Origin of the sequence: Parasphingomonas zepuensis, assembly GCF_036663735.1 — a bacterium.
GTDB lineage: Bacteria > Pseudomonadota > Alphaproteobacteria > Sphingomonadales > Sphingomonadaceae > Sphingomonas.
The window spans coordinates 793,163-817,466 of record NZ_JAXOJO010000003.1; the positions used below are offsets into that span (position 1 = coordinate 793,163).

At 65.6% G+C, this 24,304-nt stretch carries 24 protein-coding genes and 1 pseudogene; 14 read left to right on the forward strand and 11 right to left on the reverse strand.

The window, feature by feature from the left end; translation table 11 throughout:
* Nucleotides 1-66 precede the first annotated feature (66 nt).
* From U1769_RS15060 to U1769_RS15085, 6 genes are all read left to right on the forward strand, one after another.
* Nucleotides 67-1,104 carry a COX15/CtaA family protein gene (locus U1769_RS15060; protein WP_332717503.1) on the forward strand — a complete coding sequence of 346 codons (1,038 nt, stop codon included), beginning with the start codon at nucleotides 67-69 and terminating at the stop codon, nucleotides 1,102-1,104.
* Complete coding sequence (cutA, locus tag U1769_RS15065; protein ID WP_332717505.1) at nucleotides 1,101-1,421, forward strand: divalent-cation tolerance protein CutA; 321 nt, start codon at nucleotides 1,101-1,103, stop codon at nucleotides 1,419-1,421. The genes U1769_RS15060 and cutA overlap by 4 nt, the downstream gene beginning before the upstream one ends.
* A 120-nt stretch (nucleotides 1,422-1,541) precedes the next feature.
* Complete coding sequence (gene rplM / locus U1769_RS15070) at nucleotides 1,542-2,021, forward strand: 50S ribosomal protein L13 (RefSeq protein ID WP_332717507.1); 480 nt, start codon at nucleotides 1,542-1,544, stop codon at nucleotides 2,019-2,021.
* Nucleotides 2,021-2,569 carry a 30S ribosomal protein S9 gene (gene rpsI / locus U1769_RS15075; RefSeq protein WP_332717509.1) on the forward strand — a complete coding sequence of 183 codons (549 nt, stop codon included), beginning with the start codon at nucleotides 2,021-2,023 and terminating at the stop codon, nucleotides 2,567-2,569. The genes rplM and rpsI overlap by 1 nt, the downstream gene beginning before the upstream one ends.
* Before the next feature lie 115 nt (nucleotides 2,570-2,684).
* A complete protein-coding gene (locus U1769_RS15080; protein WP_332717511.1) occupies nucleotides 2,685-3,188 on the forward strand; it encodes a hypothetical protein in 504 nt (167 codons plus the stop codon).
* On the forward strand, nucleotides 3,185-3,571 hold the full coding sequence (locus tag U1769_RS15085; protein ID WP_332717513.1) for a bleomycin resistance protein: 387 nt from the start codon (nucleotides 3,185-3,187) through the stop codon (nucleotides 3,569-3,571). Before U1769_RS15080 ends, U1769_RS15085 begins: the two co-directional genes overlap by 4 nt.
* Before the next feature lies 1 nt (nucleotide 3,572).
* Here the strand turns inward: U1769_RS15085 and U1769_RS15090 are convergent, their stop codons facing one another.
* The 8 genes from U1769_RS15090 to U1769_RS15125 form a co-directional block, all read right to left on the reverse strand.
* The gene (locus tag U1769_RS15090) at nucleotides 3,573-4,538 is read right to left on the reverse strand and encodes an acyl-CoA desaturase (RefSeq protein WP_332717515.1); all 966 of its coding nucleotides are present in this window, start codon (nucleotides 4,536-4,538) and stop codon (nucleotides 3,573-3,575) included.
* 17 nt (nucleotides 4,539-4,555) lie between these two features.
* Complete coding sequence (locus U1769_RS15095) at nucleotides 4,556-6,058, reverse strand: TIGR01777 family oxidoreductase (protein WP_332717517.1); 1,503 nt, start codon at nucleotides 6,056-6,058, stop codon at nucleotides 4,556-4,558.
* A complete protein-coding gene (locus tag U1769_RS15100; RefSeq protein WP_332717519.1) occupies nucleotides 6,055-6,738 on the reverse strand; it encodes a DUF4166 domain-containing protein in 684 nt (227 codons plus the stop codon). The genes U1769_RS15095 and U1769_RS15100 overlap by 4 nt, the downstream gene beginning before the upstream one ends.
* Before the next feature lie 66 nt (nucleotides 6,739-6,804).
* Nucleotides 6,805-7,572, reverse strand: coding sequence for a metallophosphoesterase family protein (locus U1769_RS15105; RefSeq protein ID WP_332717521.1), 768 nt, complete (start codon nucleotides 7,570-7,572; stop codon nucleotides 6,805-6,807).
* Nucleotides 7,569-8,402 (reverse strand): diacylglycerol/lipid kinase family protein, encoded by an 834-nt coding sequence (locus U1769_RS15110; RefSeq protein ID WP_332717522.1) that lies wholly within the window; start codon nucleotides 8,400-8,402, stop codon nucleotides 7,569-7,571. Before U1769_RS15110 ends, U1769_RS15105 begins: the two co-directional genes overlap by 4 nt.
* A gap of 40 nt (nucleotides 8,403-8,442) precedes the next feature.
* Nucleotides 8,443-8,949 (reverse strand): exosortase Q subunit 2, encoded by a 507-nt coding sequence (gene xrtQb, locus U1769_RS15115; RefSeq protein WP_332717523.1) that lies wholly within the window; start codon nucleotides 8,947-8,949, stop codon nucleotides 8,443-8,445.
* Nucleotides 8,946-9,716, reverse strand: a complete 771-nt coding sequence (locus tag U1769_RS15120) for an archaeosortase/exosortase family protein (RefSeq protein ID WP_332717524.1) — start codon at nucleotides 9,714-9,716, stop codon at nucleotides 8,946-8,948. The genes xrtQb and U1769_RS15120 overlap by 4 nt, the downstream gene beginning before the upstream one ends.
* Entirely contained in the window at nucleotides 9,716-12,058 is a 2,343-nt protein-coding gene (locus U1769_RS15125; RefSeq protein ID WP_332717525.1) for a VIT domain-containing protein, read from the reverse strand. The genes U1769_RS15120 and U1769_RS15125 overlap by 1 nt, the downstream gene beginning before the upstream one ends.
* A gap of 157 nt (nucleotides 12,059-12,215) precedes the next feature.
* Between U1769_RS15125 and U1769_RS15130 the strand changes: the two genes are divergently transcribed.
* Together U1769_RS15130 and U1769_RS15135 are read left to right on the forward strand one after the other, a co-directional pair.
* The gene (locus tag U1769_RS15130; protein WP_332717526.1) at nucleotides 12,216-13,733 is read left to right on the forward strand and encodes a malonate--CoA ligase; all 1,518 of its coding nucleotides are present in this window, start codon (nucleotides 12,216-12,218) and stop codon (nucleotides 13,731-13,733) included.
* Between the two features lie 51 nt (nucleotides 13,734-13,784).
* A complete protein-coding gene (locus U1769_RS15135) occupies nucleotides 13,785-14,192 on the forward strand; it encodes a polyketide cyclase (protein ID WP_332717527.1) in 408 nt (135 codons plus the stop codon).
* A gap of 6 nt (nucleotides 14,193-14,198) precedes the next feature.
* On the opposite strand, the gene U1769_RS15140 is transcribed toward U1769_RS15135, so the two are convergent.
* Nucleotides 14,199-15,557, reverse strand: coding sequence for a formimidoylglutamate deiminase (locus tag U1769_RS15140; RefSeq protein ID WP_332717528.1), 1,359 nt, complete (start codon nucleotides 15,555-15,557; stop codon nucleotides 14,199-14,201).
* A 97-nt stretch (nucleotides 15,558-15,654) separates the two neighbouring features.
* Here U1769_RS15140 and hutI point away from each other — a divergent pair, with 97 nt between their 5' ends.
* From hutI to U1769_RS15165, 5 genes are read left to right on the forward strand one after another with little or no spacing between them, the layout of a single operon-like run.
* A complete protein-coding gene (gene hutI / locus U1769_RS15145; RefSeq protein WP_332717529.1) occupies nucleotides 15,655-16,854 on the forward strand; it encodes an imidazolonepropionase in 1,200 nt (399 codons plus the stop codon).
* Entirely contained in the window at nucleotides 16,851-18,380 is a 1,530-nt protein-coding gene (gene hutH / locus U1769_RS15150; RefSeq protein ID WP_332717530.1) for a histidine ammonia-lyase, read from the forward strand. Before hutI ends, hutH begins: the two co-directional genes overlap by 4 nt.
* A complete protein-coding gene (gene hutG, locus U1769_RS15155) occupies nucleotides 18,377-19,201 on the forward strand; it encodes an N-formylglutamate deformylase (protein WP_332717622.1) in 825 nt (274 codons plus the stop codon). Before hutH ends, hutG begins: the two co-directional genes overlap by 4 nt.
* Nucleotides 19,198-20,865, forward strand: coding sequence for a urocanate hydratase (gene hutU, locus U1769_RS15160; protein ID WP_332717532.1), 1,668 nt, complete (start codon nucleotides 19,198-19,200; stop codon nucleotides 20,863-20,865). The genes hutG and hutU overlap by 4 nt, the downstream gene beginning before the upstream one ends.
* A gap of 14 nt (nucleotides 20,866-20,879) precedes the next feature.
* Nucleotides 20,880-21,440 (forward strand): HutD/Ves family protein, encoded by a 561-nt coding sequence (locus U1769_RS15165; RefSeq protein ID WP_332717624.1) that lies wholly within the window; start codon nucleotides 20,880-20,882, stop codon nucleotides 21,438-21,440.
* Between the two features lie 170 nt (nucleotides 21,441-21,610).
* Here the strand turns inward: U1769_RS15165 and U1769_RS15170 are convergent, their stop codons facing one another.
* Nucleotides 21,611-22,288 (reverse strand): hypothetical protein, encoded by a 678-nt coding sequence (locus U1769_RS15170; RefSeq protein ID WP_332717535.1) that lies wholly within the window; start codon nucleotides 22,286-22,288, stop codon nucleotides 21,611-21,613.
* Between the two features lie 39 nt (nucleotides 22,289-22,327).
* A pseudogene (locus tag U1769_RS25655) lies at nucleotides 22,328-22,483 on the reverse strand (HNH endonuclease); the annotation flags it as partial.
* Between the two features lie 551 nt (nucleotides 22,484-23,034).
* Here U1769_RS25655 and U1769_RS15175 point away from each other — a divergent pair.
* Nucleotides 23,035-24,117, forward strand: coding sequence for a hypothetical protein (locus tag U1769_RS15175; RefSeq protein ID WP_332717537.1), 1,083 nt, complete (start codon nucleotides 23,035-23,037; stop codon nucleotides 24,115-24,117).
* Nucleotides 24,118-24,304: the final 187 nt, after the last annotated feature.

Consider the following 24,304-nt stretch of genomic DNA (forward strand, 5'->3'; position numbering starts at 1 on the left):
TTTTTGCGCTGCCACTTGTCGCAATCCCGGATCGACGCACGCGCGCGGTAGCGCTAGGAGCGGGGCATGCTTCAGGCTTCCTCGCTTGCTCACCCGTCCCGGCCGCGTGCCCTTGCGACCTGGCTGTTTTCCGTCGCCGGGCTGGTCGTGCTGATGGTGGTGATCGGCGGCATCACCCGCCTGACCGAGTCGGGCCTGTCGATCACTGAATGGAAGCCGATCAGCGGCATTATCCCGCCGCTCACCGACGCGGCGTGGCAGGCCGAGTTCGCCAACTACAAGCGCATCCCCGAATATACCCAGATCAACAGCGGCATGACGCTCGCCGGGTTCAAGGCGATCTTTTTCTGGGAATTCGCCCATCGCCTGCTCGGCCGCGTGATCGGCCTCGCCTTCGCCCTCCCGCTGCTGTGGTTTGCAGTGCGCCGCCGGATTCCGCCCGGCTATGGCTGGCGGCTGGTCGCGCTGCTCGCGCTTGGAGGACTCCAGGGCGCGATCGGCTGGTGGATGGTCGCCTCAGGCCTGTCGGTTCGGACCGACGTCAGCCATGTCCGGCTCGCCGTCCATCTGATCACGGCACTCGTGCTCCTCTCAGGGCTGGTATGGACGGCGCTCGACCTGCGCGCGCTAGCCGCGAGCCGCCTGTCCACCCCGGCATCGCTCCGCCCGCTCGCGGCGCTCGCGCTCGCGCTGCTGTTCAGCCAGATCATGTTCGGCGCCTTCACCGCCGGCCTGAACGCGGGCTACGCCTTTTCCAGTTGGCCGCTGATGGGCAACACGCTGTTCCCGGCCGGCGTCGCGTTTCTCGAGCCCGTCTGGCGCAACGCGGTCGACAATCCGGTGGTGGTGCAGTTCATCCACCGCTGGTTCGCCTTTATCACCGCCGCCGCGCTGATCGTGCTGGCGCTGCGATCGATTCGGCAGGGCGCCGGCATTGCCGGCAGGCTGCTCGTCTGGCTGGTGCTGCTGCAGATCATCCTCGGCATCGCCACGCTGATGAGCGGCGTGCAGATCGTCGTCGCGATCGCGCATCAGGCGAACGCGGCGCTGACTTTGGTGGCAGCCACCTTCGCGGCCCATGCGATCGGCCGCACGACCCGGTGAGCAGGATCCTGCTCGTCCGGACGACCTTTGGCGACCCGGATGAAGCCGCGCGTATAGCCCGCCTGATGATCGACGATCGCCTTGCCGCCTGCGCCTCGCTTGCACCGACTCGGTCCATCTATCGCTGGAAGGGCACGGTCGAAACCGACGACGAGACCGTCGTCCTGTTCAAGACGACGCAGGATCGCGGTGCCGCCCTCATGGCGGCGTTCGGGGGACTACATAGCTATGAGTTGCCCGCGATCGAAGCGTGGGAAGCCGAGGTCGATCAGGCCGTTGCCGCGTGGATCAGCGCTGAAACGACTGCGGTATCATGATACCCGTCATGAAACCCGCCCTTTCGCTTGACTTTTTTGGCCCTTCCGCACATTAGCCCGCCATCAGCGCCGTCCCGCATGGGGCGGCGCATGTCGTTTAAAGCAAAGAGGTCTGGCCCCATGAAGGCGCTGATGAAGACCACCAAGTCGGTAAAGCCGCACGAGGTGGAGAAAAAATGGCATATCGTCGATGCCGACGGCCTTGTGGTCGGTCGTGCAGCCTCGATCATCGCCAATGTCCTGCGCGGCAAGCACAAGCCGAGCTTCACCCCCCATGTCGATTGCGGTGACAATGTCATCGTCATCAACGCGGACAAGATCCGGTTCACGGGCAACAAGCTCAAGGACAAGATCTATTACCGCCACACCGGTTATGCCGGCGGCATCAAGGGCGTCGCAGCGGGCAAGATTCTCGAGGGTCGCTTCCCTGAGCGCATCCTGGAAAAGGCCATCGAGCGCATGATCCCGCGCGGCCCGCTCGGCCGTGAGCAGATGCGCAACCTGCGCGTCTTCGCCGGCACCGAGCATCCGCACGCAGCGCAGAACCCCGAAGTCCTCGACATCGGTTCGATGAACCGCAAGAACAAGGTGGGCAATTGATGTCCGACAATCGTCAGTCCCTGTCCGATCTCGCTGAGCTGACCAACCAGCCGGCACCCGTCGCAGCCACGTCCACGGTTCTTGCCGGTGATGAATATGCACCCTCCGCTCCAGTCGTCGTGCGCGAGCCGATGCCGCTGCGCGATCAGATCCTCGACAAGCAGGGCCGCGCCTATGCGACCGGCCGCCGCAAGGACGCCGTTGCGCGCGTCTGGATCAAGCCGGGTTCGGGCAAGATCACGATCAACGGCCGTGACCAGGAAGTGTATTTCGCACGTCCGACGCTGCGCCTCGTCATCAATCAGCCGTTCGGCGTCGCCGAGCGTGATGGTGCCTATGACGTTGTCTGCACCGTCAAGGGCGGCGGCCTTTCCGGCCAGGCTGGCGCGGTCAAGCATGGCATCAGCCAGGCGCTGACCAAGTTCGAGCCGATCCTGCGTGCGTCCGTCAAGGCAGCCGGGTTCCTGACCCGCGACAGCCGTACGGTCGAGCGCAAGAAGTACGGCCGCGCCAAGGCACGCCGCAGCTTCCAGTTCTCGAAGCGCTAAATCGCTCTCGAACTCGCGAAACAGGGGCGGTCCGGCAACGGGCCGCCCTTTTTCGTTCTCCCCTTTCCCGAAGCGATGCGGTAGTTTCCCGGGAAATCAGGGCGGGAGAAATGCATTGGCTTTGGACGATCCGGTGACGGCCCGCATTGTGGCGTTCATCGAACAGGTCGGCATTCCGGTGGAAACCGATTCGATCCCCGAAGGCTCGTTCCTGCCCGCGATCACGATCCGGAACGGCGCCGTGGTCTATGATCCCGCGCGGCTCGAATGGCCGGGCGATCTGCTGCACGAAGCCGGGCATGTCGCGGTGACGCCGCCGGAGAAGCGGTCCGCGCTCAGCGAAATCCGGTCCGATCCGGCCGAGGAGATGTCCGCCATCGGCTGGTCCTATGCCGCAGCGCTCGCCATCGGGCTCGATCCGACCGTGGTGTTCCACGACAATGGCTATGTCGGCGGCAGCACATCGCTGCTCGAGAATTTCGCCGAGGGCCGGTTCCTCGCCGTGCCGATGCTGCAATATTACGGGATGACGCTGGAGCCGCGCCCCGCGGCGGAACGCGGCGAGCAGCCCTATCCGCATATGACGTCTTGGCTGCGCACCCGGCCGAATGACCCGTGACCGGCAACGTCATCCAGATCACGCCGTTCATGCATGTGAGCGACGTCGCCGGCGCGGTCGCGTTCTTCACCGGGACGCTCGGTTTCGACTGCCCGGTCCAGTCCGACGCCTATGCCTATGTCGAGCGCGAGGGCGCCGGCATCCGCATCCAGTGGCACGACGAACCGGCGGAGCTGGGCACGCCACATGGCGGCTTCGCTTATTATGTCGATGTGCGTGATCTCGACGCGATCCTCGCCGAGCTGGCGCCGACGCTGGCGGACTTGCCGAAGGGCGATGTGTACGGCCCGTTCGACCAGAAATATGGCCAGCGCGAGCTGAGGATCCGGGCACCGGACGGCAATCTCGTCGTGTTCGGCCAAGCGGTCGCGCCGGACGCCTGAGCTATTGCTCGCGCTGGCCGCGCGCCGCGACGTCCAGGGCACGGCGACTGACCGGCGTAATGCCCGGCCGCGGCGGTAAGCTGCTGGGCAGTTTCACATTCCAGGCGAGCCCGACCCGCTCCAGCAGCGTGATGAAAATATATCCGAGGTCGATCTGCCCGGGGTATAGCCCGTGGCGCGCCGAGGCGGGGAAGGCATGGTGGTTGCTGTGCCAGCTTTCGCCCATGGTCGGGATGGCGAGCAACGGCACGTTATAGGCTTGGATCACGGCGCCATCGACTGACCAGTCCTGCGGCCCGTCGGTGTGCGCGTGATAGGATATGTACCAGTGCATGGTGGTGCAGGCCGACACCCTGACCAGAACGCCCCATACGACGAAGGGCCAGCCGCCGATCCAGAACAGCAGCGCTGCGATCGGCAGTTGGTGCAGCATCCAGCTGCGCTGAAGGAAGCGGTAAAAGGCGACGTCGCTGACCCCCGGGCCCGCGTCAAAGCCCGGCGGCCTGTCCAGCACCAGCCGGAAATTGAGATAATAGAAGCCGTCGAGCCACATCGATTTCCCGTGCCGCAGGAACCAGTGGCAATCCGCCTGACGCTGCGCCCAGTCGCGCGTGTCGTGCAGGCGAACCGTCCATAGCGGACCGCCCATGCCGACCAGGGTGCCCACCCAGATCATGAACCGCTCGAGCCATGTCGGGCAATCGAAGCTCCGGTGGATCAGCCGGCGGTGGAAGCCGACCGAATGACCGACGCACAGCGTGACTCCCGACAGGATCAGGAAGGCCGCGAATGCACCCCAGGTGAAGGTGAGCGAGCCGAGGATCAGGGCGCCGGCCAGCATGCCCGTGTTCCAGAGCGACCGGGGTGCGTCCCAGACGATCCGCCCCGTCACCGGGTCGGCGGTGTCGAGATTACTCAGCGAATTGACCTTGAAGGCGCCTGACGCCGCGCCGCCCTGAACACTCATCATGCTTCTCCCGGTTATCAGTGCAGCAATCGCGCTTCCCGGAACGGCCGGGACGTGGTTCTCATCGTCGCTTCCGGCCGGCCGACGATCGCGCCGAGCGCCTCATCGATCCGCGGATAGCGGAAGCGGAAGCCGTGGAAGACCGCCTTGACCGGCAGCACCTTCTGCCCGCCCAGCATCAGTTCCTCGGCGAGATCGCCCAGCATCAGGCGGAGCGGCAGCGCAGGCAGCGGCAGGATCGCCGGGCGGCCGAGCGCGTGACCAATGGCACTGGTGAAGATGCGGTTGCTGACCGGAGTGGGCGCGGTCGCGTTGAGTGGACCATGGATCTCCGGGTCGGCCGCCGCAGTGGCGATCAGGCGGATCAGGTCGTCGCGGTGGATCCAGCTCGTCACCTGTCGACCGCTTCCGATCGGGCCGCCGAGGCCGAATTCGAAGATCGGCAGCAACCCGCCGAGCATCCCGCCGCTCGAGCCGAGCACGATACCGGTGCGGAGCAGCACCACGCGCGTATCTGGGTCTGCCATCCGCATCGCGGCGGCTTCCCATGCGGTGCAGACATCGGCCGCGAAGCCCCTGCCCCGTGCGACGGTCTCGTCGAGCACGGTATCGTCGTCGACGCCGTAGACGCCGATTGCCGAGCCGCTGATCAACACCGCCGGTCGCTGGTCGAGCCGATCGAAGAATGCGCCGAGCGCTCGTGTCACGCCGAGCCGGGAGTCGATGATCCTCCGTCGGCGCGCGATCGTCCAGCGGCCCGCGGCGATCGGCTCACCAGCGAGGTTGATCGCGATGTCGCAGCGGAAGTCGTTCGGCAGCGCGGCGAGATCGGTGACGATCCGCACCGGCGTGGCGAGGCTCAGGGCGTGCTTTGCGTTGCGGGTGAGGACAGTCACGTCGTGCCCCGCCTCGACCAGCGCGGCGACCAGCCGGGTGCCCACGAAGCCGGTACCGCCGGTGACCAGCACTGCCTGTCGGCCGGGCAGCGCGCTCACCAGTTCGGCCGCTGGGCCGTCGCCGAGGCGCCCGTTGCGCTTCGCGGCGAACAGGTCACGCACGCCGGAGACCGCCACACCCGCCGCCGCGGTGGTCAGCAGGATCGAGACGACGCCATGACCATGAAGGAAGACGGCGTTCGGCAGGGCAGCCCAGCCGATCAGCGCCGGCGCCAGTATGGCGAGCAGCGCACCATAGTTGAGCGTCAGCAGCGTATGGGTGACGCGCTCCGTCGCGGGCAGCGCACGGACGCGGTCCTCCTCAACGAAGTCCCACAGGGTGATGCCCATTTCGACCGCCAGCGCTGCGACGAGGATCAGGGCTGCCGTGCCATGCGGTTCGGTCCAGCCGAGCGCCAGGAAGACCAGCGCGTAGATAAGGTTGCGCGCGCCGTGCAGGCGAAGTTCGGTCGCCTGGCCCGGTTGCCATGGCAGGCGCAGGGTCAGTTCGTGGTGGTAGAGCGTATCGAAGCCGCCCATCGCTACCTGAAGCAGCAACAGCGCGACGAAGACCGGATCGTTCATGCCGCGTCTCCCGGACGGTATTCAGTGAACAGTCCGCATTGATGGACCAGCGCACCGAACCAGGGGTGATCGAGCGCCAGGGTGAAGGCGAACCAGCCATGGTCGCAGTCGATATGGCCGATGCTGAGCTGTCCAGGCGCGAGCCAGCGCGGCAGGCGCAGGCGTAGCGGGCCGAGGCGCCAGAAATAATGGTCGCCGTCGAAATAAAGCGCTTCGGACTCGACCCGCAGCCGAAGCGCAATGCCGAAGCCCATGCCGAGATATTCCTCGAGCCCGGTCGGCCCGGCAAAACGCTTGGAGCTATGGATGACCTGCGGGAAGCCGGCCCGACGGCAATATTGGCGAGTCCAGAACTGCCCTCCGCCGCTGGCATCCTCGGTCACGCACACCGCGGCGGCGACACCGGTATCAGTGCCGAGCGGCAATGGCGCACCAACCAGCCGGCACGCTTGCGCGAATATCCAGCCAAGCCGACTCATCCGGCATTCGACGATCTCGCCGACATAGCTGATCGTCTGAGTGGCCAGCGCCTTGCGGCCGAAACGAGCGCGGACCGCGGGTGGCAGGCTCGCCCAGCCCGGTTCGCCGAGCAATTGCCGGAACCGCGGATCGACGACGGTGACCCCGCTCCGCGGCGCAGGCCGTGCCAGTGGAATCCGGCGTGCCGCGATCGTTGCCATCTCTTCCTCCTGTTCCGGTTATTTCTGTTAAATCAGAAATTACAGATCGAAGAGGTAGAGTCAAGTCTAGCCGGCTTTCTCCTTCGGCAGGACGGTATCGGGTTCGGGCCCGAGCGTGCGCAACAGCACATCGAAACGCCCATCCTCGATGCGGATCTCGTTGAACGAAGGCGGCGTGTCGCGCGTCCGCTCGGACAGGGTGCCAGCCCCGATCATGCGGATCGGGCGTCCTTCCACCTCATGTTTCACATCGAAGGGATCATGGACGTGACCGGTTAGCACGGCATGCGCACCCGCCGTCGCGAGCGCCGCGAACGCTTCCGCCCCGCGCCGCGTGGAGGAGCGCATCCGCGTCCGCGCCTCGATCAGCGGATGGTGGCAGGCGACGAACACCAGACTGTCCTTGGGCGTCGCCTCGACCAGCGCCAGCGTTTCCTGCAGCGCGCGGGCGCTGACATGGCCCTTCGACCAGTTGAGCCGCCACTGGAAACGCGCCGTCGTCACCATTGGGACGATGGCGACGCCGGGCAGGTCGAGCGGTCGTTCGATCAGGCGCTCGATTGCCTGGATGCGTCCATAGGGCCGGAAGAACCGCGCCAGCGGATTGAAATAGGGCAGATCGTGATTGCCCACCTCGACCGTCACCGGCACGCCGAGCCCTTGCAGCCAGGCGAGCCCCGCGGCGAATTCGTGGCGCCGTGCGCGCATCGTCAGGTCGCCGGTCATGATCACCGCGTCCGGCTTTTCGGCGTGCACGAGCCCATCGAACCAGGCGATCGCGGCACGGTCCTCGCGGCCGAAATGCACGTCGCTGACATGAAACAGGCGCGTCATGCCGCAGTCTCCACCGTCGCGACGAACATCTCACGGCCGATGCCGCCCGTGATGGTGAGGTCAGCGTCGAGTTTGACCGGCTCGCCATCGAACAGCGCCTGGACTGGCTTGCGACCGGCTATGCGGACCTTCTTCACCTGGACCTGTGTGACCTGTGCGGCAGCGACCCAGTCGCCGGTCAGCCATTCCCACCCGAGCGAGGCGATCGACCGCCAATCGCGCGCATCGACCGCGGCGACGTCGAGATGATCGTTCTTCGCCGTTACGAAGATCGCCTGGGCATGGTGGCGCAGCCCTGGCACCCCCTCGATCCGGATGCCGCGGGAGAAGGTCCGACGCCATGCCGCCATCGTCGCGCGGCCAAGCCCGCGCAGCTGCCGCGAGCGCACCAGTTCGCGCGCGCGGACCCAGGTCGCGGCAGGCCCGAGGATCAACCCGACAAAGGCACGGTGCGGCCCGGCCTCGACATAGGGCAAGGCGATCAGCCTACCTTCCTGTTTCGCGGCATGGATGATCGTCGCCGGGTCGGCATTGCCGTGAAGCGCCTTGGCCAGCAGGTTCATCGTGCCGCCGGGCAGGATCAGGATTGCGCCGTTCCAGTCGGCAAGCCTGCACGCGGCCGCATTGATGGTGCCATCGCCAGCGAACAGCACGACGGTATCCGCCCCCGCGGCATCGAGCTGCGCGGCGCTGGGCAATGCGTCCTCCGGAAACGCCGTGCGCCCGACGAGCATGAGATCATGCTCGCCGAACACCGCCTCGATCGCGGCCGCCTTGTCCGCCGTCGCCGTGCCGGAGGCGGTGTTGGTGATGAACCACAGTTTCTGCATGAAGGGCCCAACGCGCGACGGGCGAGAAGGTGGCGCGGGCTCAGCCGATCCGCTCGACCGTCGTTGCGGCAAGCCACGGCCCGGTCGATCCGCCCAGCAGGGCCGGCCAATACCAGCTCGACACATCGGGAAAGCTCCTGCCCGTCGCGTCAGTGACCCGCTCGCAGACGTGCAACGTCACATCGCCCCGTTTCGCCCGGAAGCAGGAGGCGAAATCCAGCTCCGTGATGCGTCGCATCGGCAGCGGTTCGATGGCGTATCCGATCGCGTGGAAACAATCGCGGGCCGGGTGAAGCTGGCGGGTTGCGCTCGCGACGCGGCGGAGCACGATTTGCCTCCGGCCGTCGTCGAACCGAGCGATCTGGCCCGGAAAATCGCGCGCCAGCCGCGCATCCTCCGGGGCGGCGGCCAGCGCCCGCAACGGGCGACCCTCGAAGCGGACGGGCCACGCCGCCGGTGCCGCCGGCTCGACATGGCCCTTCGGCAGCAGCGGAAGGCCGGCCGCGACGATGGCGGCCAGGACAACGAGCCAAATGCCACGGATCATGCGATCCTCCGGTCCATCTGTCGGGACGCCAGGAGGATCGCGGCGGCGAGCATCAGGAAGGCGACGATGCCCACCGCCTCATGTGCGACCGGCCCCCGCAATCGTTCGACGAACCCATTTTCGAGATAGAAGAGGCTCGCGGCGCGGAGCGCGTTACCGGCCACCGCCGCAACGGTCGCGATGCCAAGCAGACACAGATACCGCCAGAAGCCGGCCCCTTGCACGAGTGCGACGAGGTTCGCCAGCAACAGCGCCGCCCACAGCATCTTCACGCCGCTGCATGGTCCGTCGAACAGCAACCGCTGACCATGCCAGTCGAGCGCCACGCCCTCCACGCCGACCGCCATGCCATTCATCCGCAGCAGCGTGGCCGTGATCAGCACCGAGATCCGTCGCAAGGGGTAGGCGAGCAGGAAATCCAGCGTCGGCAGGATCGGCAAGAGCAGCAACGCGGCGCCGGCGGCAGGCAGGGGCGCCGTCGGCCGAGCATCCGCCGAGACCGTCACGGCGACCGCGACGATTGCCGCACCGATCTGGAGCAGCGCCGGACCAGTCCAGCTTGCCAACGCATAGAGCATCAGCAGGCCGGCGATCAGCGGTGCCGGGACGCTAGCCTGCGGCCTCAGCTGCCGAAACCGCCAGACCAGGCCGACGAGCAAGATGAGGACGGTAACGACGCTCGCGCCGTCCTCGATCCGGCCGGCGAGCAGGCGCCAGGCGTCCCAGCAGGCGGCCGCCAGCAGGCAGAGCGCGATGCGCACCGGCATCAGGCGAAGACCCGGGTCTGGCGTCGACGGAGCAGCCACAGCCCGGCCAGCGCCACCACCCCTAGCAACGCCCATTCGCCGGGCTCAGGCACGGTCGGCACATCCTCAGCCGAGGGTACCGGCAAGCCCTTGTCCTTATAGTCGTGGTCGGTTTCGAGCACGACCGCGCCGCTGAGCGGGGTGATCAGATTGAGCCGGTGCGCAAGCCCGATCGCGGCATCGCGTTCCTTGCCCGTGACGCCCGACTCCGCGGCAATCCGATCAGCCGCCCAGAGCCGGACGATGTTGGCCGACCCCGTCACCGCGGCACCGGGCGCTTCCTCGCGCCTGACGATCCAGCTCGGCGCGGTGCCCGCCATCGCGGACAGAGTCGCCGTCAGATCGGATCGCGGCTCGCCCGACGGGCTGATGAGACGCGCGGTAGCGAACCAGCGGACGCCATCGATGGTGAACGCCCGGCCCGGCTCAGCCTGATAGCGGACCAGCGCCGGCAGCGTGGGCGACCGCTCGAGGCGCTGCTCGATTTGTTGCCGCTCGCCGGCCAGGCTGACCGGCTGGGGACCATGGATCCACAGCAGCTGCGCGTCCGGCCTGGGCAGCGCTGCAAGCGCATCGGCAAGCGCCGGGCCGTTATCCTGCCCGCCTTCGAAGACGGTGGCGGCGACCGCGTCCGCGACGCGCTTGCCGTGCGCGGGCGACCAGGGTGCCGGCGCGATCGTGATCGGTGCTTCGGAAGCGATGGCGAGGCCGACCGGTACACCGGAAGCGATGGTCTCGAGGGCCTTGCCGAGCGCTTCACCAGCCGCCCGGTTCCCCGCCGATCCGTCGAGCACGATCATCAGCGCGGATGGCCGAACCGGATTGGCATGCGCGATGGTCTGGACGACGGTGAGCGGGGCTGATTTGCCGGCCGCGGCAACGCCCCCCACGCGGATGGAGGGACCAATCAGACTCGGCAACGACAGACGGGGTCGATGCGCAAGCAGGTCGGTGTCGGTCAACCCGCCCCTCAGCATCGCACCCGATCCGCGCAACGCGGTGCTTGCGCTGGCGAGTGGACCATCGCCCTCGACCCAGACGCTGTGGCGGAACGTAGAAGCTATGTCGAAATTGCGCTCGACGATGGCCGGCAACGCAAGGCTGCGCTTACCGTCCGAGGCGATGGCGAAGGGCGCGGTATAACCAATGCGCAACTTGAGTGCCCCGTCGGCGGGAATTGGAAACGCCTGAACGAGAAGGCGTTGTGCGCCCGCCGTCGTCACCAGCAAAGGATCGCGGGTCGCGCGCACGACCGACTCATAGGCGGCGCGAGCCTCACCGCGCCCGGCGATGCTTGCCTCACGCGGTTCGCCATTTACCCACAAGGTGGCCCGCGACGCGACTGCCCCCTCCGGCAAAGCCAGCGTTAACCGGCCCTCGCGCTGCAACGCGCCGCGATTGGCGATCGTCATCGTCCATTCGACATAGGCCAGGCTATCGGCGGCGGCGACGGACCCGTCGATCCGCGAACCGGCCAGCGAGAGTCCGGGCACGCGTCCACCCACAATTTCACCGCCCTGGTCTTCGTCCCAGCCGAACAGGCGATATCGGTCGCCCCGGTCAGTGGGCCGTTCCACGGCATTGAACGCGGTGCCCGTCACCCGGTAATAGAGCTCGCGTGCTTCGGTGCTGTCCGTTCCTTCGTCCGTGAAAAGACCGTTCGACCAGATCGAGACGAAGGCGCTTACCAGCCCCGTCGCTCGAACGCTTTCGCCATAGGACATTCGCAACAATGTCTCGCGATCGCCGAACGTCCGCATGAGGCGGACGGCGTTGCGTTGAGCGGCGTCGTCGCCGCGATAGCCATCGAGCGCGAGCCGGGTAGCGGCGGCGGGAAGATCGACGATGAAGAGCAGCGTCAATCCCACCGCGAAACCGGCAACGGCGCGCCGCCCGACCCGATCGCCATAAGCGGAGAGCGCGACAAGTTTGCGAAAGGCGACCACGCCGGCGATCGCAGGCGCGAAGGGCAGGAAGCCCAGCCCGCCGAAGATGATCCCCAGCACGGCGATCGGCAGGATCGGCAGGAAGATCAGGGCATAGCTTCCCGCAATCGCGAGCGCTGCACCCCCGGCCACGACGAGCCGGCCACCCGGATCCTCTTCGCGGTCGACCGCCCGCAGCAACAGCAGATTGATCACCGGCACGGCGAATACGAGCATAAGATGCCCAAGCGTCGGCAAGGGGTCGAAAAAACTGTTGGCGCACAGGCCCGAGAACCATTCGATCGCGATCACCACGGTGGGAAAGATCACCCCCAGCATAAGCGGCGCTAACGAGCGGGACTGTTTTGCGTAGGACATGACAGGGCTCCGGCTGCGGAGCTTCGTGGGTCGCATGCGGGCGTGAAGCAGTGATCCAGCGGCCACGCAGCCCCGATATGCATGCCGTGCAGAAGCTGTGCAGGTGACGCGCCGCGCGGAGCAGGATAGGCAGCCCGCGAAAACAGCGGAGAGAGATGTGCCGAACCTCTATGATCGTTTCGTTGAGCGCTTCACCCCGCGCCTGGCCGAGCCGTTCGTCGTGCGGCCCGACCATAGCACGATCACTTATGCCGATCTGCACGCCGCAACCAGCCGGATCGCGAATCTGTTCGTTTCGCTGGGCATCGTACCCGGCGACCGGATCGCGATGCAGGTCGATAAATCGGCGGAAGGGCTGCTGGTCTATCTCGCCACGCTGCGGATCGGGGCGATCCATCTGCCGCTCAACCCGGCGTACACGCCGCGCGAGCTCGATTATTTCCTGCGCGATGCCGAGCCTGCCTTGTTCGTCTGCAGCCCGGCGAACGAACCAGTGCTGGGTCCGCTGTGCCGGGAGATCGGCATTCCCCATCTGCTGACGCTCGGCACGGCACGCGATGGCAGCCTGCTCGACGCAGCGCAGGACCTGCCGGCAGGCTTCGCGACGGTCGATGTCGCCGACGATGCGCTAGCGGCGATCCTTTACACATCGGGCACGACCGGCCGCTCCAAGGGCGCGATGCTGACGCACGGCAATCTTGCGTCCAATGCCGAGACGCTGGTCGAGCTGTGGCGCTTCACCAGCGACGACGTGCTGCTGCACGCGCTCCCGACCTTCCACACCCACGGCCTGTTCGTCGCGACCAACATCATCCTGCTCACGGGCGCGCGGATGTTCTTCCTGCCGGCCTTCGATCTCGACGCGATGATCCGATTGCTGCCGGCATGCACCACGATGATGGGGGTGCCGACCTTTTATTCGCGGCTGTTGTCGCGGCCCGAGTTCACGCGGGAGCTGGTCAGTGACATCCGGCTGTTCGTGTCCGGCTCGGCGCCGTTGTCGGCCGAGGTGCACCGCGAGTTCAGCGCGCGGACGGAACATGCCATCCTCGAACGCTACGGCATGACCGAAACCAACATGAACAGCTCCAATCCCTATGACGGGGACCGGGTGCCGGGCAGCGTCGGCTTTCCACTGCCGGGCGTGGAGATCCGAATCACCGATGCCGAAACGGCGACGCCGCTGGCGCAGGGCGAGATCGGCATGATCGAGGTGCGCGGACCGAATGTGTTTACGGGCTATTGGCGGATGCCGGAAAAGACCGCCGAGGAGAAGCGCGCGGATGGCTTCTTCATCACAGGCGATGTCGGCAGCTTCGACGCGCGGAGCTATCTGTTCATTTCGGGCCGGCAGAAGGACCTGATCATCTCGGGCGGACTCAACGTCTATCCGGCCGAGGTCGAGGCGCTGATCGACGAGCTGCCGGGTGTGGCCGAATGCGCGGTGATCGGTGTGGCGCATCCCGATCTCGGCGAAGGCGTGGTGGCGGTGGTCGCCACCAAGGCGCCGGGCGCGGTGGACGCGCAGGCGATCAGGGACGCGCTGGCCGGCACGCTGGCCTCGTTCAAGCGGCCCAAGCAGATATTCGTGGTCGACGCGCTGCCGCGCAACGCGATGGGCAAGATCCAGAAGGCGGAACTGCGCCAAGCCTATGCCGGGACCTTCGCGGGGTGACAGGATCGCGATACGCTCCTAGGCCCGCGCGCTGAGCAGAAGGAGAAGGCGATGCTGGCGGCCCGCACTTACAGCGTTTCGATCGCGCGCGACTGGCGGGCGCTGTACGAGGATATCTGGCGCCCGGAATATTTCGCGAAATGGGCCTCGGGGCTCGCCGAATCCGATCTGCGGGCGGACGGCGAGACCTGGCTTGCCGATGGACCGGAGGGGCCGATCGCCATCCGCTTCACGCCGCATAACGATTATGGCGTGATGGATCATTTCGTCGACGCCGGCGGCGGCAGCGAGATCCACATCCCGTTGCGCGTCGTGCAGAATGGCGACGGCGCCGAGGTGATGCTGACGCTTTACCGCCAGCCCGGCATGACCGACGAGAAGTTCGCGGCCGACGCGAAATGGATCAACCGCGACCTCCACACGCTGAAGACGCTGTTCACCCCGCAGCGAGGTCGCTGACCCCGACTACGCCGACAGAAGCCGGCCGAGCACCTGCTTGTAGCGGCCAGCGACCACGTCGCGAAGGCGATGCCGGCCTGCCTCGACGACCCGGTCGCCCCGGCGCCAGACGCAATCCACCGCGCCCCGAGCCGCAGCGAAAACGAAAGCGTCGAGCGGGTTGCCGCTTTTTGCGTGAAAGGAGGGGTGGCCGGCATCAAGGCTGACCAGGTCGGCGGCCGCGCCGGGTTCGATACCGCCGGCTACGCCAAGCGCTCGCGATCCGCCTTCGAGCGCTGCCCGATACAGTTCCTCGCCGGTGGAACGACCCGCCTCCAGCGCCAGGACGTTGCGGCCCTGCCGGGTGAGACGCTGGCCATATTCGAGCAGGCGGAGTTCCTCCGCGGCGCTGATCAGCACGTTCGAGTCCGAACCGATGCCGTAGGCGCCGCCCGCAGCGATGAATTCGCTGGCCGGGAAGAGGCCGTCGCCGAGGTTGGCCTCCGTGATCGGGCAAAGTCCGGCGACCGCGCCGCTACGGGCCATGGCCGCCGTTTCGTCCGGCGTCATGTGAGTCGCATGCACCAGGCACCAGCGCCGATCTACCGGTGCATGACCCAGCAGCCATTCGACCGGGCGGGCGCCGGACCAGGCGACGCAATCGGCCACTTCCTTGACCTGCTCCGCGATGTGGATGTGGATCGGCGCGGCACCGGCCAGTTGTTCAAGCGCCGCCAACTGGTCCGGCGTAACCGCACGCAGGCTGTGCGGGGCGATGCCGACCACCGCATCGGGCAGTGCCGCGGCCGCATCGCGCACTGCATCGAGCAACGTCGCAAAACCGTCGAGATCGGAAATGAACCGGCGTTGCCCGGTGCCCGGCGCCATCCCGCCAAAGCCGGAATGAGCATAGAACACAGGAAGGTGCGTCAGCGCGATCCCGGTCTGGGCGGCGGCCTCGATGATCGCCAGGCTCATCTCGGCCGGGTTGTCGAAGCCGCTGCCGTCAGTAGCGTGGTGCAGATAGTGGAACTCGCCGACGCGGGTGAAGCCGCTTTCCAGCATCTCGACATAGGCAAGCGCAGCGATCGCGCTGAGATCGTCCGGCGAGAGACGGTCGACGAAGCGGTACATGGTCTCCCGCCAGGTCCAGAAACTGTCGCCCGCAGGGCCACGAATTTCGGCCAGGCCGGCCATGCCGCGCTGGAAGGCGTGGCTGTGGAGATTGGGCAGACCGGGCAGTCCTATCGCGTGGCGCTCGTCCCCGAGGGCAGGTGAAACGGCCCTTTTTATTCGGGCGATCTTGCCGTTTTCCAAGGTCAGGCGGACATTGTCGGACCAGCCTTCGGGGAGGAGGGCCCGTTCGAAATGAAGGGTTTCCGTCATGCCGTTTTCCGCCTTCTCGCCATTTTCGCTCCACTTATGTCTATACAATTACGCGGGGCCGGTGCAATGAGATCCGGGAATAGCACGGGAAGCGGCAATGCGGTGTGACAGGCTTTGGAAGGACGCGCGGCTGGCGACGCTGGCCGGTGATTCGGGCCTGGGCGTGGTCGAGGACGGCGTGGTTGCGTGCACGGGCGGGCGCATCCTTTTCGCCGGTGAAGCGGCCGACGCGCCGCAATTCGAGGCCACCGAATCGGTCCCCTGCGACGGGCGCTGGATCACCCCGGGGCTGATCGATTGCCATACCCATCTGGTCCATGGCGGCGACCGGGCGCGGGAGTTCGAGCTGCGGCTGGCCGGCGCCAGCTATGAGGAGATCGCCCGCGCCGGCGGTGGCATCCTCTCGACGATGCGGGCGACTCGCGCCGCGAGCGAGGACGACCTGATCGCGAGCGCCCTGCCCCGGCTCGACGCGCTGCTCGCCGAAGGCGTCACCACGGTCGAAGTGAAATCCGGGTACGGGCTGACCCTGGAAGACGAACTGAAGATGCTGCGCGCGGCGCGGCGGCTGGGCAGCGAACGGCCATTGCGCGTCGCGACGACCTTCCTCGGCGCGCACGCCGTGCCGCCCGAATATGCCGATGCCGACGCCTATACCGATGCCGTCGCCAACGAGATGATCCCCGCCGTCGCGCAGAGTGGCCTGGCCGACGCGGTCGACGGCTTTTGCGAAGGCATCGGCTTCAGCGCCGCGCAGACCGAACGCGTGTTCCAGGCGGCTGCGGCGCACGGCCTGCCGGTCAAGCTCCACGCCGAGCAGCTGTCCAACCTCCACGGCGCCGCGCTTGCCGCCCGCTACGGCGCGCTCTCGGCCGACCATCTCGAATATCTCGACGAGGACGGCATTGCCGCCATGGCGGCATCGGGCACCGTCGCGACGCTGTTGCCGGGCGCCTATTATTTCATCCGCGAAACGCAGCTGCCGCCGATCGCCGCCTTGCGCGCAGCTGGCGTGCCGATCGCCCTCGCTACCGACTGCAACCCGGGTACGTCGCCGCTGACCTCGCTGCTGCTCGTGCTCAACATGGGCGCGACATTGTTCCGCCTGACCGTCGACGAATGCATCGCCGGCGTTACCCGCAATGCGGCGCGCGCGCTTGGCCTGGGGGCCGAGATCGGCACGCTCGAGGCCGGCAAGAGCTGCGACCTCGCCATCTGGGACATCGAGCGTCCCGCTGAACTTGTTTACCGGATGGGGTTCAATCCCCTGTACAGCCGGATCTGGAAGGGCCTGTGACCGACATCATCCTGCACCCCGGTGCCGTCCCCCTCGCCGCGTGGCGCGCCATCTATCGCGGCGCGCGCGCACGGCTCGATCCCGCATCCGCCGGCCCGATCGCGGAGAGCGCCGCCGCGGTCGCGCGCATTCTCGCCAAGGGCCTGCCGGTCTATGGGATCAACACCGGCTTCGGAAAGCTCGCCAGCGTCCGCATCGAGGACGCGGATCTCGCGACCCTCCAGCGCAATATCGTGCTGAGCCATGCCGCCGGCACCGGTGCGCCCTCCCCCGCGCCGATCGTGCGGCTGATGATGGCGCTGAAGCTCGCCAGCCTCGCCCAGGGCGCATCGGGCGTGAAACCGGAGACGGTGGCACTGCTCGAAGCGATGCTGGTGCAGGATCTCGTCCCCGAGATCCCGTGCCAGGGCTCGGTCGGCGCGTCGGGCGATCTGGCGCCGCTGTCGCACATGGCCGCGGCGATGATCGGGGTCGGCTGGATCGACGCCGGGGGCGAACGCCTGCCCGCCACCGAGGCGCTGGCCCGAGCCGGGCTGACGCCGGTCGAACTGGGCCCGAAGGAAGGCCTGGCGCTGCTCAACGGCACGCAATTCTCCACCGCCAACGCGCTTGCCGGCCTGTTCGAGGGCGAGCTGCTGCTGCAATCGGCGCTCGTCACCGGCGCGCTCTCCACCGAAGCGGTGAAGGGATCGGACACGCCGTTCGACCCGCGCATCCACGCGCTGCGCCGCCACGCCGGCCAGATCGAGACCGCGGCCATCCTGCGCACGCTGATGGCCGGTTCAGCGATCCGGGCATCGCATCTGGAGAACGATCCCCGGGTGCAGGATCCCTATTGCCTGCGCTGCCAGCCCCAGGTGATGGGCGCCGCGCTCGACCTGCTGCGGCAGGCCGCGACGACTTTGGCGACCGAAGCCAATGGCGTATCCGACAATCCGCTGATCTTCCCGGGTGCCGACGAGGCGCTGTCCGGCGGCAATTTCCACGCCGAGCCCGTCGCCTTCGCGGCGGACATGATCGCGCTTGCCCTGTGCGAGATCGGATCGATCACCGAACGGCGCATCGCGATGCTGGTCGATGCCTCGCTTTCGGGACTGCCGGCCTTTCTCAGCCCGAATCCGGGCCTGAATTCGGGCTTCATGATTCCGCAGGTGACGGCGGCGGCGCTGGTTTCCGAGAACAAGCAACGCGCCTATCCGGCGAGCGTCGATTCGATCCCGACCTCGGCCAATCAGGAAGACCATGTGTCGATGGCCGCGCATGGCGCGCGGCGCCTGCTCGAAATGGCGGCCAATGCGCAGGCGGTGGTGGCGATCGAACTGCTCGCCGCCGCGCAGGGCGTCGATTTCCATGCGCCGCTGGCATCGAGCACGGCGCTGGAGGCCGTACGGCAGCGGCTGCGGCGCGACGTGCCGATGCTGGACGACGACCGCCATTTCCACCCCGACATGGAAGCGGCGATCGCGCTGGTCCGATCGGGCGCGGTGATCGACGCGGCGGGCATCGCGCTGCCGGGGCTCGACTGATGGACTGGCTCGAGATCCAGCGCGGCGACGCGCCGCTGATCGTGTGCTTTCCGCATACCGGCACCGACCTGCCGGAGGATGTGGCGCAGGACTTCGTTTCGCCCTGGCTGGCCCGGCTCGATGCCGACTGGTGGGTCGACCGGCTCTATGGCTTCGCCGCGCAACTGGGCGCGACGACGGTACGCACCCGCATATCGCGCAGCGTGATCGACGTGAACCGCGATCCCTCCGGCGCGTCGCTCTATCCCGGACAGGCGACGACCGAGCTGTGCCCGACCACGACCTTCGACGGGGAGCCGCTCTACGCCAGCGCCCTGCCCGACGCAGCGGAGATCGCGCGGCGGCGCGCGCTCTATTTCGACCCCTATCATGCCGCAATCGAGGCCGAGATTGCGCGGCTGCGCGCGCTGCACGGCCAAGTCGTCGTCTATGATGCCCATTCGATCCGCAGCCATGTGCCGCGGCTGTTCGAGGGCGAATTGCCGCATTTCAACATCGGCACCAATGGCGGCGCGACCTGCGATCCCGACCTCGCCCGATCGGTCGAGGCGATCTGCGCGGCCAGCGGCTATTCGCATGTGCTCGACGGCCGCTTCCGCGGCGGCTGGACGACGCGCCATTACGGCCGGCCGGCGCAGGGCGTACACGCCATCCAGATGGAGCTCGCGATCCGCGGCTATCTGCACGAGCCGGCCGCCTTCACGCCCGACAGCTGGCCGACCCCCTGGTCGGCGACGGTTGCCGCGCCGATCTCCACCATCCTCGCCGGCATCCTTCACGCCTGCGTCGACTTCGCCAAAGCCACGAAAGGATCCTTGTGAGCCGTATCGACAACAGCCGGGTCGTTCGCCCGGCCACCGGAACCGCGCTTTCAGCCAAGAGCTGGCTGACCGAAGCGCCGCTGCGGATGCTGATGAACAACCTCCACCCCGACGTCGCCGAGCGGCCCGAGGAGCTGGTGGTCTATGGCGGCATCGGCCGTGCGGCGCGCGACTGGGAAAGCTATGACCGGATCGTGGCGGCCCTGCGCGCGCTTGAGGACGACCAGACGCTGCTGATCCAGTCGGGCAAGCCGGTCGGCGTGTTCCGCACGCATGCCGACGCACCGCGCGTGCTGATCGCCAATTCCAACCTCGTCCCCAAATGGGCGACCTGGGAGCATTTCAACGAGCTCGATCGCAAGGGCCTGGCCATGTACGGCCAGATGACCGCGGGATCGTGGATCTATATCGGCACCCAGGGCATCGTCCAGGGCACGTACGAGACGTTCGTCGAGATGGGCCGGCAGCATTATGGCGGCGACCTGAGCGGACGCTGGCTGCTGACCGCCGGCCTGGGCGGCATGGGCGGCGCGCAGCCGCTGGCCGCAGTGATGGCCGGCGCATCGTGCCTGGCGATCGAATGCCAGCGCAGCCGGATCGAGATGCGGCTGAAGACGGGCTATCTCGATCGCTCGGCCGAGACCATCGAGGAAGCGCTGGAGATCATCGAGGCCGCGAAGCGCGACGGCACGCCGGTGTCGGTCGGCCTGCTCGGCAATGCGGCCGAGCTGCTGCCCGAGCTGTATGCCCGCGGCGTGCGACCCGATCTGCTGACCGACCAGACATCGGCGCACGACCCGATTAACGGCTATCTTCCCGCCGGCTGGACGGTCGCCGAATGGATCGAGCGGCGCGAGCGCGATCCGGAGAGCGTCGCCGTCGCGGCCAAGGCATCGATGGCGGTGCATGTCCGCGCGATGCTCGATTTCCAGGCGGCCGGCGTGCCGACGGTCGATTACGGCAACAATATCCGCCAGGTGGCGAAGGACGAGGGCGTCGAGAACGCGTTCGATTTCCCCGGTTTCGTGCCGGCCTATATCCGCCCGCTGTTCTGCCGCGGCGTCGGCCCGTTTCGCTGGGTGGCGCTGTCGGGCGATCCCGAGGACATCTACAAGACCGATGCCAAGGTGAAGGAGCTGTTGCCCGACGACAAGAACCTCCACCGCTGGCTCGACATGGCGCGCGAGCGGATCCAGTTCCAGGGTCTGCCGGCGCGGATCTGCTGGGTCGGGCTGGGCGACCGCGATCGCCTTGGCCTCGCCTTCAACGAGATGGTGGCGAGCGGGGAATTGAAGGCGCCGATCGTGATCGGCCGCGATCATCTCGATTCAGGCTCGGTCGCGAGCCCCAATCGCGAGACCGAGGCGATGCGCGACGGCTCCGACGCGGTCTCCGACTGGCCGTTGCTCAACGCGCTGCTCAATACCGCATCGGGCGCGACGTGGGTGTCTCTGCATCATGGCGGCGGGGTCGGCATGGGCTATTCGCAGCATGCCGGCATGGTGATCGTCGCCGACGGGACCGAGGCGGCGGCCAAGCGGCTGGCGCGGGTGTTGTGGAACGATCCGGCCAGCGGCGTCATGCGGCATGCCGATGCGGGTTACGAGATCGCGATCGACTGCGCGCGCGAAAAGGGCCTTAACTTGCCCGGGATCCTCGGCTGAGCGCCCGGCAGCTTCTGGCCGCGGCAACCCGCCGCGCGATGCCGTGGAAGAATGGCGGGGGCACCACGGCCGAGGTCGCGGTGTTCCCGCCGGACGCCGGCATGAACGACTTCGTCTGGCGGGTGAGCATTGCCGATGTGCGGGATGCCGGCCCGTTCTCCGATTTTCGCCGGGTCGACCGGATCCTCTCCGTGCTCGAGGGAGAACTGGCGCTGGCGGTGGACGACGCGCCCGAACGCCGCCTGACGGCAGCCGACGCACCGCTGTTCTTCCCCGCCGACGTGCCGACCTGGGGCGGGCCGATCGACGGCGAAGTGCGCGACCTCAACGTGATGGTGCGCCGTCATCTGTGCCGGGCGGGGGTCGAACGGCTGCCGGGCGGCACGGCGCATGTCGGCGGCACTGGCGAGACCTGCCTGATGATCGTCGCGACCGGCGACGCGGCCGTCGCGCACGGGGCGAGCATCGAGATGCTCCGGCCGTTCGATGCGCTGCTGTTCGAGGCGCCTGTCCCGGCATCCGTTGCGGTGAAGAGCGCTGCGCCGAGCTTTGCTATACGGCTGCATTTGAACTAGCGGGGGGTGGCTTAGTAGAGGGGGGTGTGGAGCTTGCCGATATGGCTGGTGGGGGGCTCTTTTCCAGGGACTCGCGGGAGCGCGACCATCAGCTGGTTTCGGGCAAGAATTCCGGTTGCTGATGGGCAGGTTTCACACGGGAATCATCGAGATGTGGCAGCGTCCATTGCTCACTCGATTTGAATGAGCAAAATCTCCCGAGCGGGCTCCGGTTTCCAGTCTTTATCGTGCAAGAAGTCCGGTGGAATGATGACTTCCATAAAACGAGGACCGATTGACCCCACTATAACGCGGTACGTTGTGGCGACCCGATAGCAGTTGAAAAGACCAATATCGACATATCCATAAAGATACCCGTTTACGGCCACCTCACCAGTAGTCAGGTCATGGAGGTCGCTTGATAGCTCAGGGTCCGCATTCATGCTTCCTACGAAATTATCAAGTCCGCACTCAGTTTGGTTTTTAATGACCAATGGAAGGTAAGGAATAAAATTCTTCAAACCGCGCTCTGCCACCCAATAACCATGGGCAATTTTACAGAGCATCCGGCGAAAATCGATTGTGCTCCCCCAATCATCATATATCGGGTAACTATATTCTTTTTTTGTCCACTCACCAAAATTCTTGAATGCAAGTCCCATCTCACCGGCTCGCTCAATCTTCTGGTAAGGGAAAGTTACCGGCCTGAATGTTAAAAGAGGAATTACTCCCAGGCAGTCGAGCTTGCTCACACGCTCAAGCTTCCGCACTTCCGTATCCCACGACAAGGCGCTTACCTTTTGCTGGCTCCTTGACTTCTTACCTTTAATGTCCCCCATAGCCCTAATAGCGCCGAACGTAGTGTTCAAGGTTCGAGCCTCGTACCGTTCGATTACTCTTTGACAGTTGTCGCAGGAAGCTCCTTTAAACTTGATTCGGCCGCCTAATCCTTCGGGAATGATGTGCTCTAAAGTTAGAGATTCAGGAGAAGAATTGTCTCCACAATATATGCAGCAACCGATACTAGGGTAGTTTTCCCAACGCTTCATCGCTCGAAGAATCATTTGCGCCCTTAGCTATCGTCACCTTATTAGAGAGTTCTCTCACTAATTGGTCAAGCGCTTGTGCGCCTTCGGTGGGGCTTAGTGGGCCAACCTCGATTAGCTTTTACGCATCGCCCAGGAATCTTCGACCCTGCTCCTTTGGTATCAACCTCGGCTTTTTCATTGGCATTAGAGCGCCCCGCTATTAGCGCGTTGATAAGTATGCCGCCGGCCAATGATGCCCTTCACCAGCTCGGTAGCCCGGTCGGCGTCGTTGAAGCCGTTGGCGGGGAAGACCCGGGGACATTGTGTAATTGAATTAGCCATCCTCCTGCAGAGTACGGAGTCGCCTGGCAGGTGCTCCACGGCAGGAGGATGACCGATGACGATTTATGCAGGATTGGATGTTTCTGACAAGACGACGCATGTTTGCGTTGTGGGCGGGGACGGTGGGATTGCGTGGCGGGGGCGACCGACGACCCGGACGGGCCTCGGGAAACGGCATCGGAATTAGCTCGTGAATTGCTGGCGATGCGCTACGTTGCACCTGAACCGAGCACCCGAAGGACCTCATGCCCGCGCCAGCAGCAATCAACGAGCTAGTCTCGCACTTCCACGACAACAAGGATCTGTTCCGTGGAGCGAACTACAACGAAGCACGGACCAGGCGCGAGTTCATCGATCCGATGCTTGAGTCTCTCGGCTGGGATGTACAGAATAAACTCTACCTCCCGGAGGGATACAAGCACGTTATTCATGAAGACAGCATTAAGATCGAGGGCTCGGTAAAAGCGCCGGATTATGCCTTTCACGCAGCCGGAGAGAAGCGGTTTTTTCTGGAGGCTAAGAAGCCATCCGTGAACATACGTGACGATGCACATCCAGCTTTTCAGCTCCGCAGGTATGCGTGGAGCGCTAAGCTGCCGTTGTCAATTCTGACGGACTTTGAAGAGTTTGCAATTTACGACTGTCGATACCAGCCTCGCAAGGAGGATAAGGCAAGTGTCGCGAGGCTAGAATATTTCACATACGAAGATTACGAGCAGAGATGGGATGAGATAGAAGGCCTTTTCTCGCGTGATGCCGTGATGGCCGGCTCCCTTGACAGGTTCGCTGAAAAGACGAAGCGCAAGCGGGGAACAACAGAAGTTGATGACGCCTTCCTATCGGAGATCGAGCACTGGAGGGAAGACTTGGCGAGGAACATCGCCCTACGCAACACGGCCCTATCGGTTCGCCAACTGAACACGGCTGTGCAGAAAATCATTGATAGGATTATTTTCCTACGAATAGCTGAAGATCGCGGCATTGAAAGCTACGGCACTCTCCGAAAGATTGATGGAAAGAAGGACGCGTACGCGCAGCTGTGCTCCTTATTTGTAAGGGCTGACGCACGCTACAATTCCGGCCTGTTCCATTTCAAGGAGAGCAAGGATGTTGCAGAAGCGGTTGACACCCTAACGACCAAGCTAACGATCGATGGAGAGATAATTTCGTGGAGATTCGGGGACACTATACTAAACTATCCTCCGCTCTGCACCGCAACTGACGGTGATGCTGGCCACGGGCTTGAGGCGGGGACGTCTCGCCTGAGGAGGAGGCAGCGATCGAGGCGCGCATCCGCATTGGACGCCCCCTCGGTGACGATGTGTTAGTCGAAGCGCTCGAAACGGCCAGCGGGCGACAGCTTAAGCCCCTCAGACGGGGGCCGAAGCCGCGCAGTTAAGTATAGTGTTGTCTAATTGATTTCGTCATGCTGTTGATATTCCTAATATTCTGACCTTGGTCTATGGTTGTCTTCGTGGTCATGGTCGGCCTTGGCGGCATTGAGACCATGCCGCA

What these genes read in the sequence shown, in the direction of transcription:
- U1769_RS15060 (WP_332717503.1), top strand. Translation starts at nt 67, where the DNA reads ATGCTTCAGGCTTCCTCGCTTGCTCACCCGTCCCGGCCGCGTGCCCTT.
- rplM (WP_332717507.1), top strand. Translation starts at nt 1,542, where the DNA reads ATGAAGGCGCTGATGAAGACCACCAAGTCGGTAAAGCCGCACGAGGTG.
- rpsI (WP_332717509.1), top strand. Translation starts at nt 2,021, where the DNA reads ATGTCCGACAATCGTCAGTCCCTGTCCGATCTCGCTGAGCTGACCAAC.
- U1769_RS15090 (WP_332717515.1), bottom strand. Translation starts at nt 4,538, where the DNA reads ATGAGTGTTCAGGGCGGCGCGGCGTCAGGCGCCTTCAAGGTCAATTCG.
- U1769_RS15095 (WP_332717517.1), bottom strand. Translation starts at nt 6,058, where the DNA reads ATGAACGATCCGGTCTTCGTCGCGCTGTTGCTGCTTCAGGTAGCGATG.
- U1769_RS15100 (WP_332717519.1), bottom strand. Translation starts at nt 6,738, where the DNA reads ATGGCAACGATCGCGGCACGCCGGATTCCACTGGCACGGCCTGCGCCG.
- U1769_RS15105 (WP_332717521.1), bottom strand. Translation starts at nt 7,572, where the DNA reads ATGACGCGCCTGTTTCATGTCAGCGACGTGCATTTCGGCCGCGAGGAC.
- U1769_RS15110 (WP_332717522.1), bottom strand. Translation starts at nt 8,402, where the DNA reads ATGCAGAAACTGTGGTTCATCACCAACACCGCCTCCGGCACGGCGACG.
- xrtQb (WP_332717523.1), bottom strand. Translation starts at nt 8,949, where the DNA reads ATGATCCGTGGCATTTGGCTCGTTGTCCTGGCCGCCATCGTCGCGGCC.
- U1769_RS15120 (WP_332717524.1), bottom strand. Translation starts at nt 9,716, where the DNA reads ATGCCGGTGCGCATCGCGCTCTGCCTGCTGGCGGCCGCCTGCTGGGAC.
- U1769_RS15125 (WP_332717525.1), bottom strand. Translation starts at nt 12,058, where the DNA reads ATGTCCTACGCAAAACAGTCCCGCTCGTTAGCGCCGCTTATGCTGGGG.
- U1769_RS15135 (WP_332717527.1), top strand. Translation starts at nt 13,785, where the DNA reads ATGCTGGCGGCCCGCACTTACAGCGTTTCGATCGCGCGCGACTGGCGG.
- U1769_RS15140 (WP_332717528.1), bottom strand. Translation starts at nt 15,557, where the DNA reads ATGACGGAAACCCTTCATTTCGAACGGGCCCTCCTCCCCGAAGGCTGG.
- hutI (WP_332717529.1), top strand. Translation starts at nt 15,655, where the DNA reads ATGCGGTGTGACAGGCTTTGGAAGGACGCGCGGCTGGCGACGCTGGCC.
- U1769_RS15175 (WP_332717537.1), top strand. Translation starts at nt 23,035, where the DNA reads ATGCCCGCGCCAGCAGCAATCAACGAGCTAGTCTCGCACTTCCACGAC.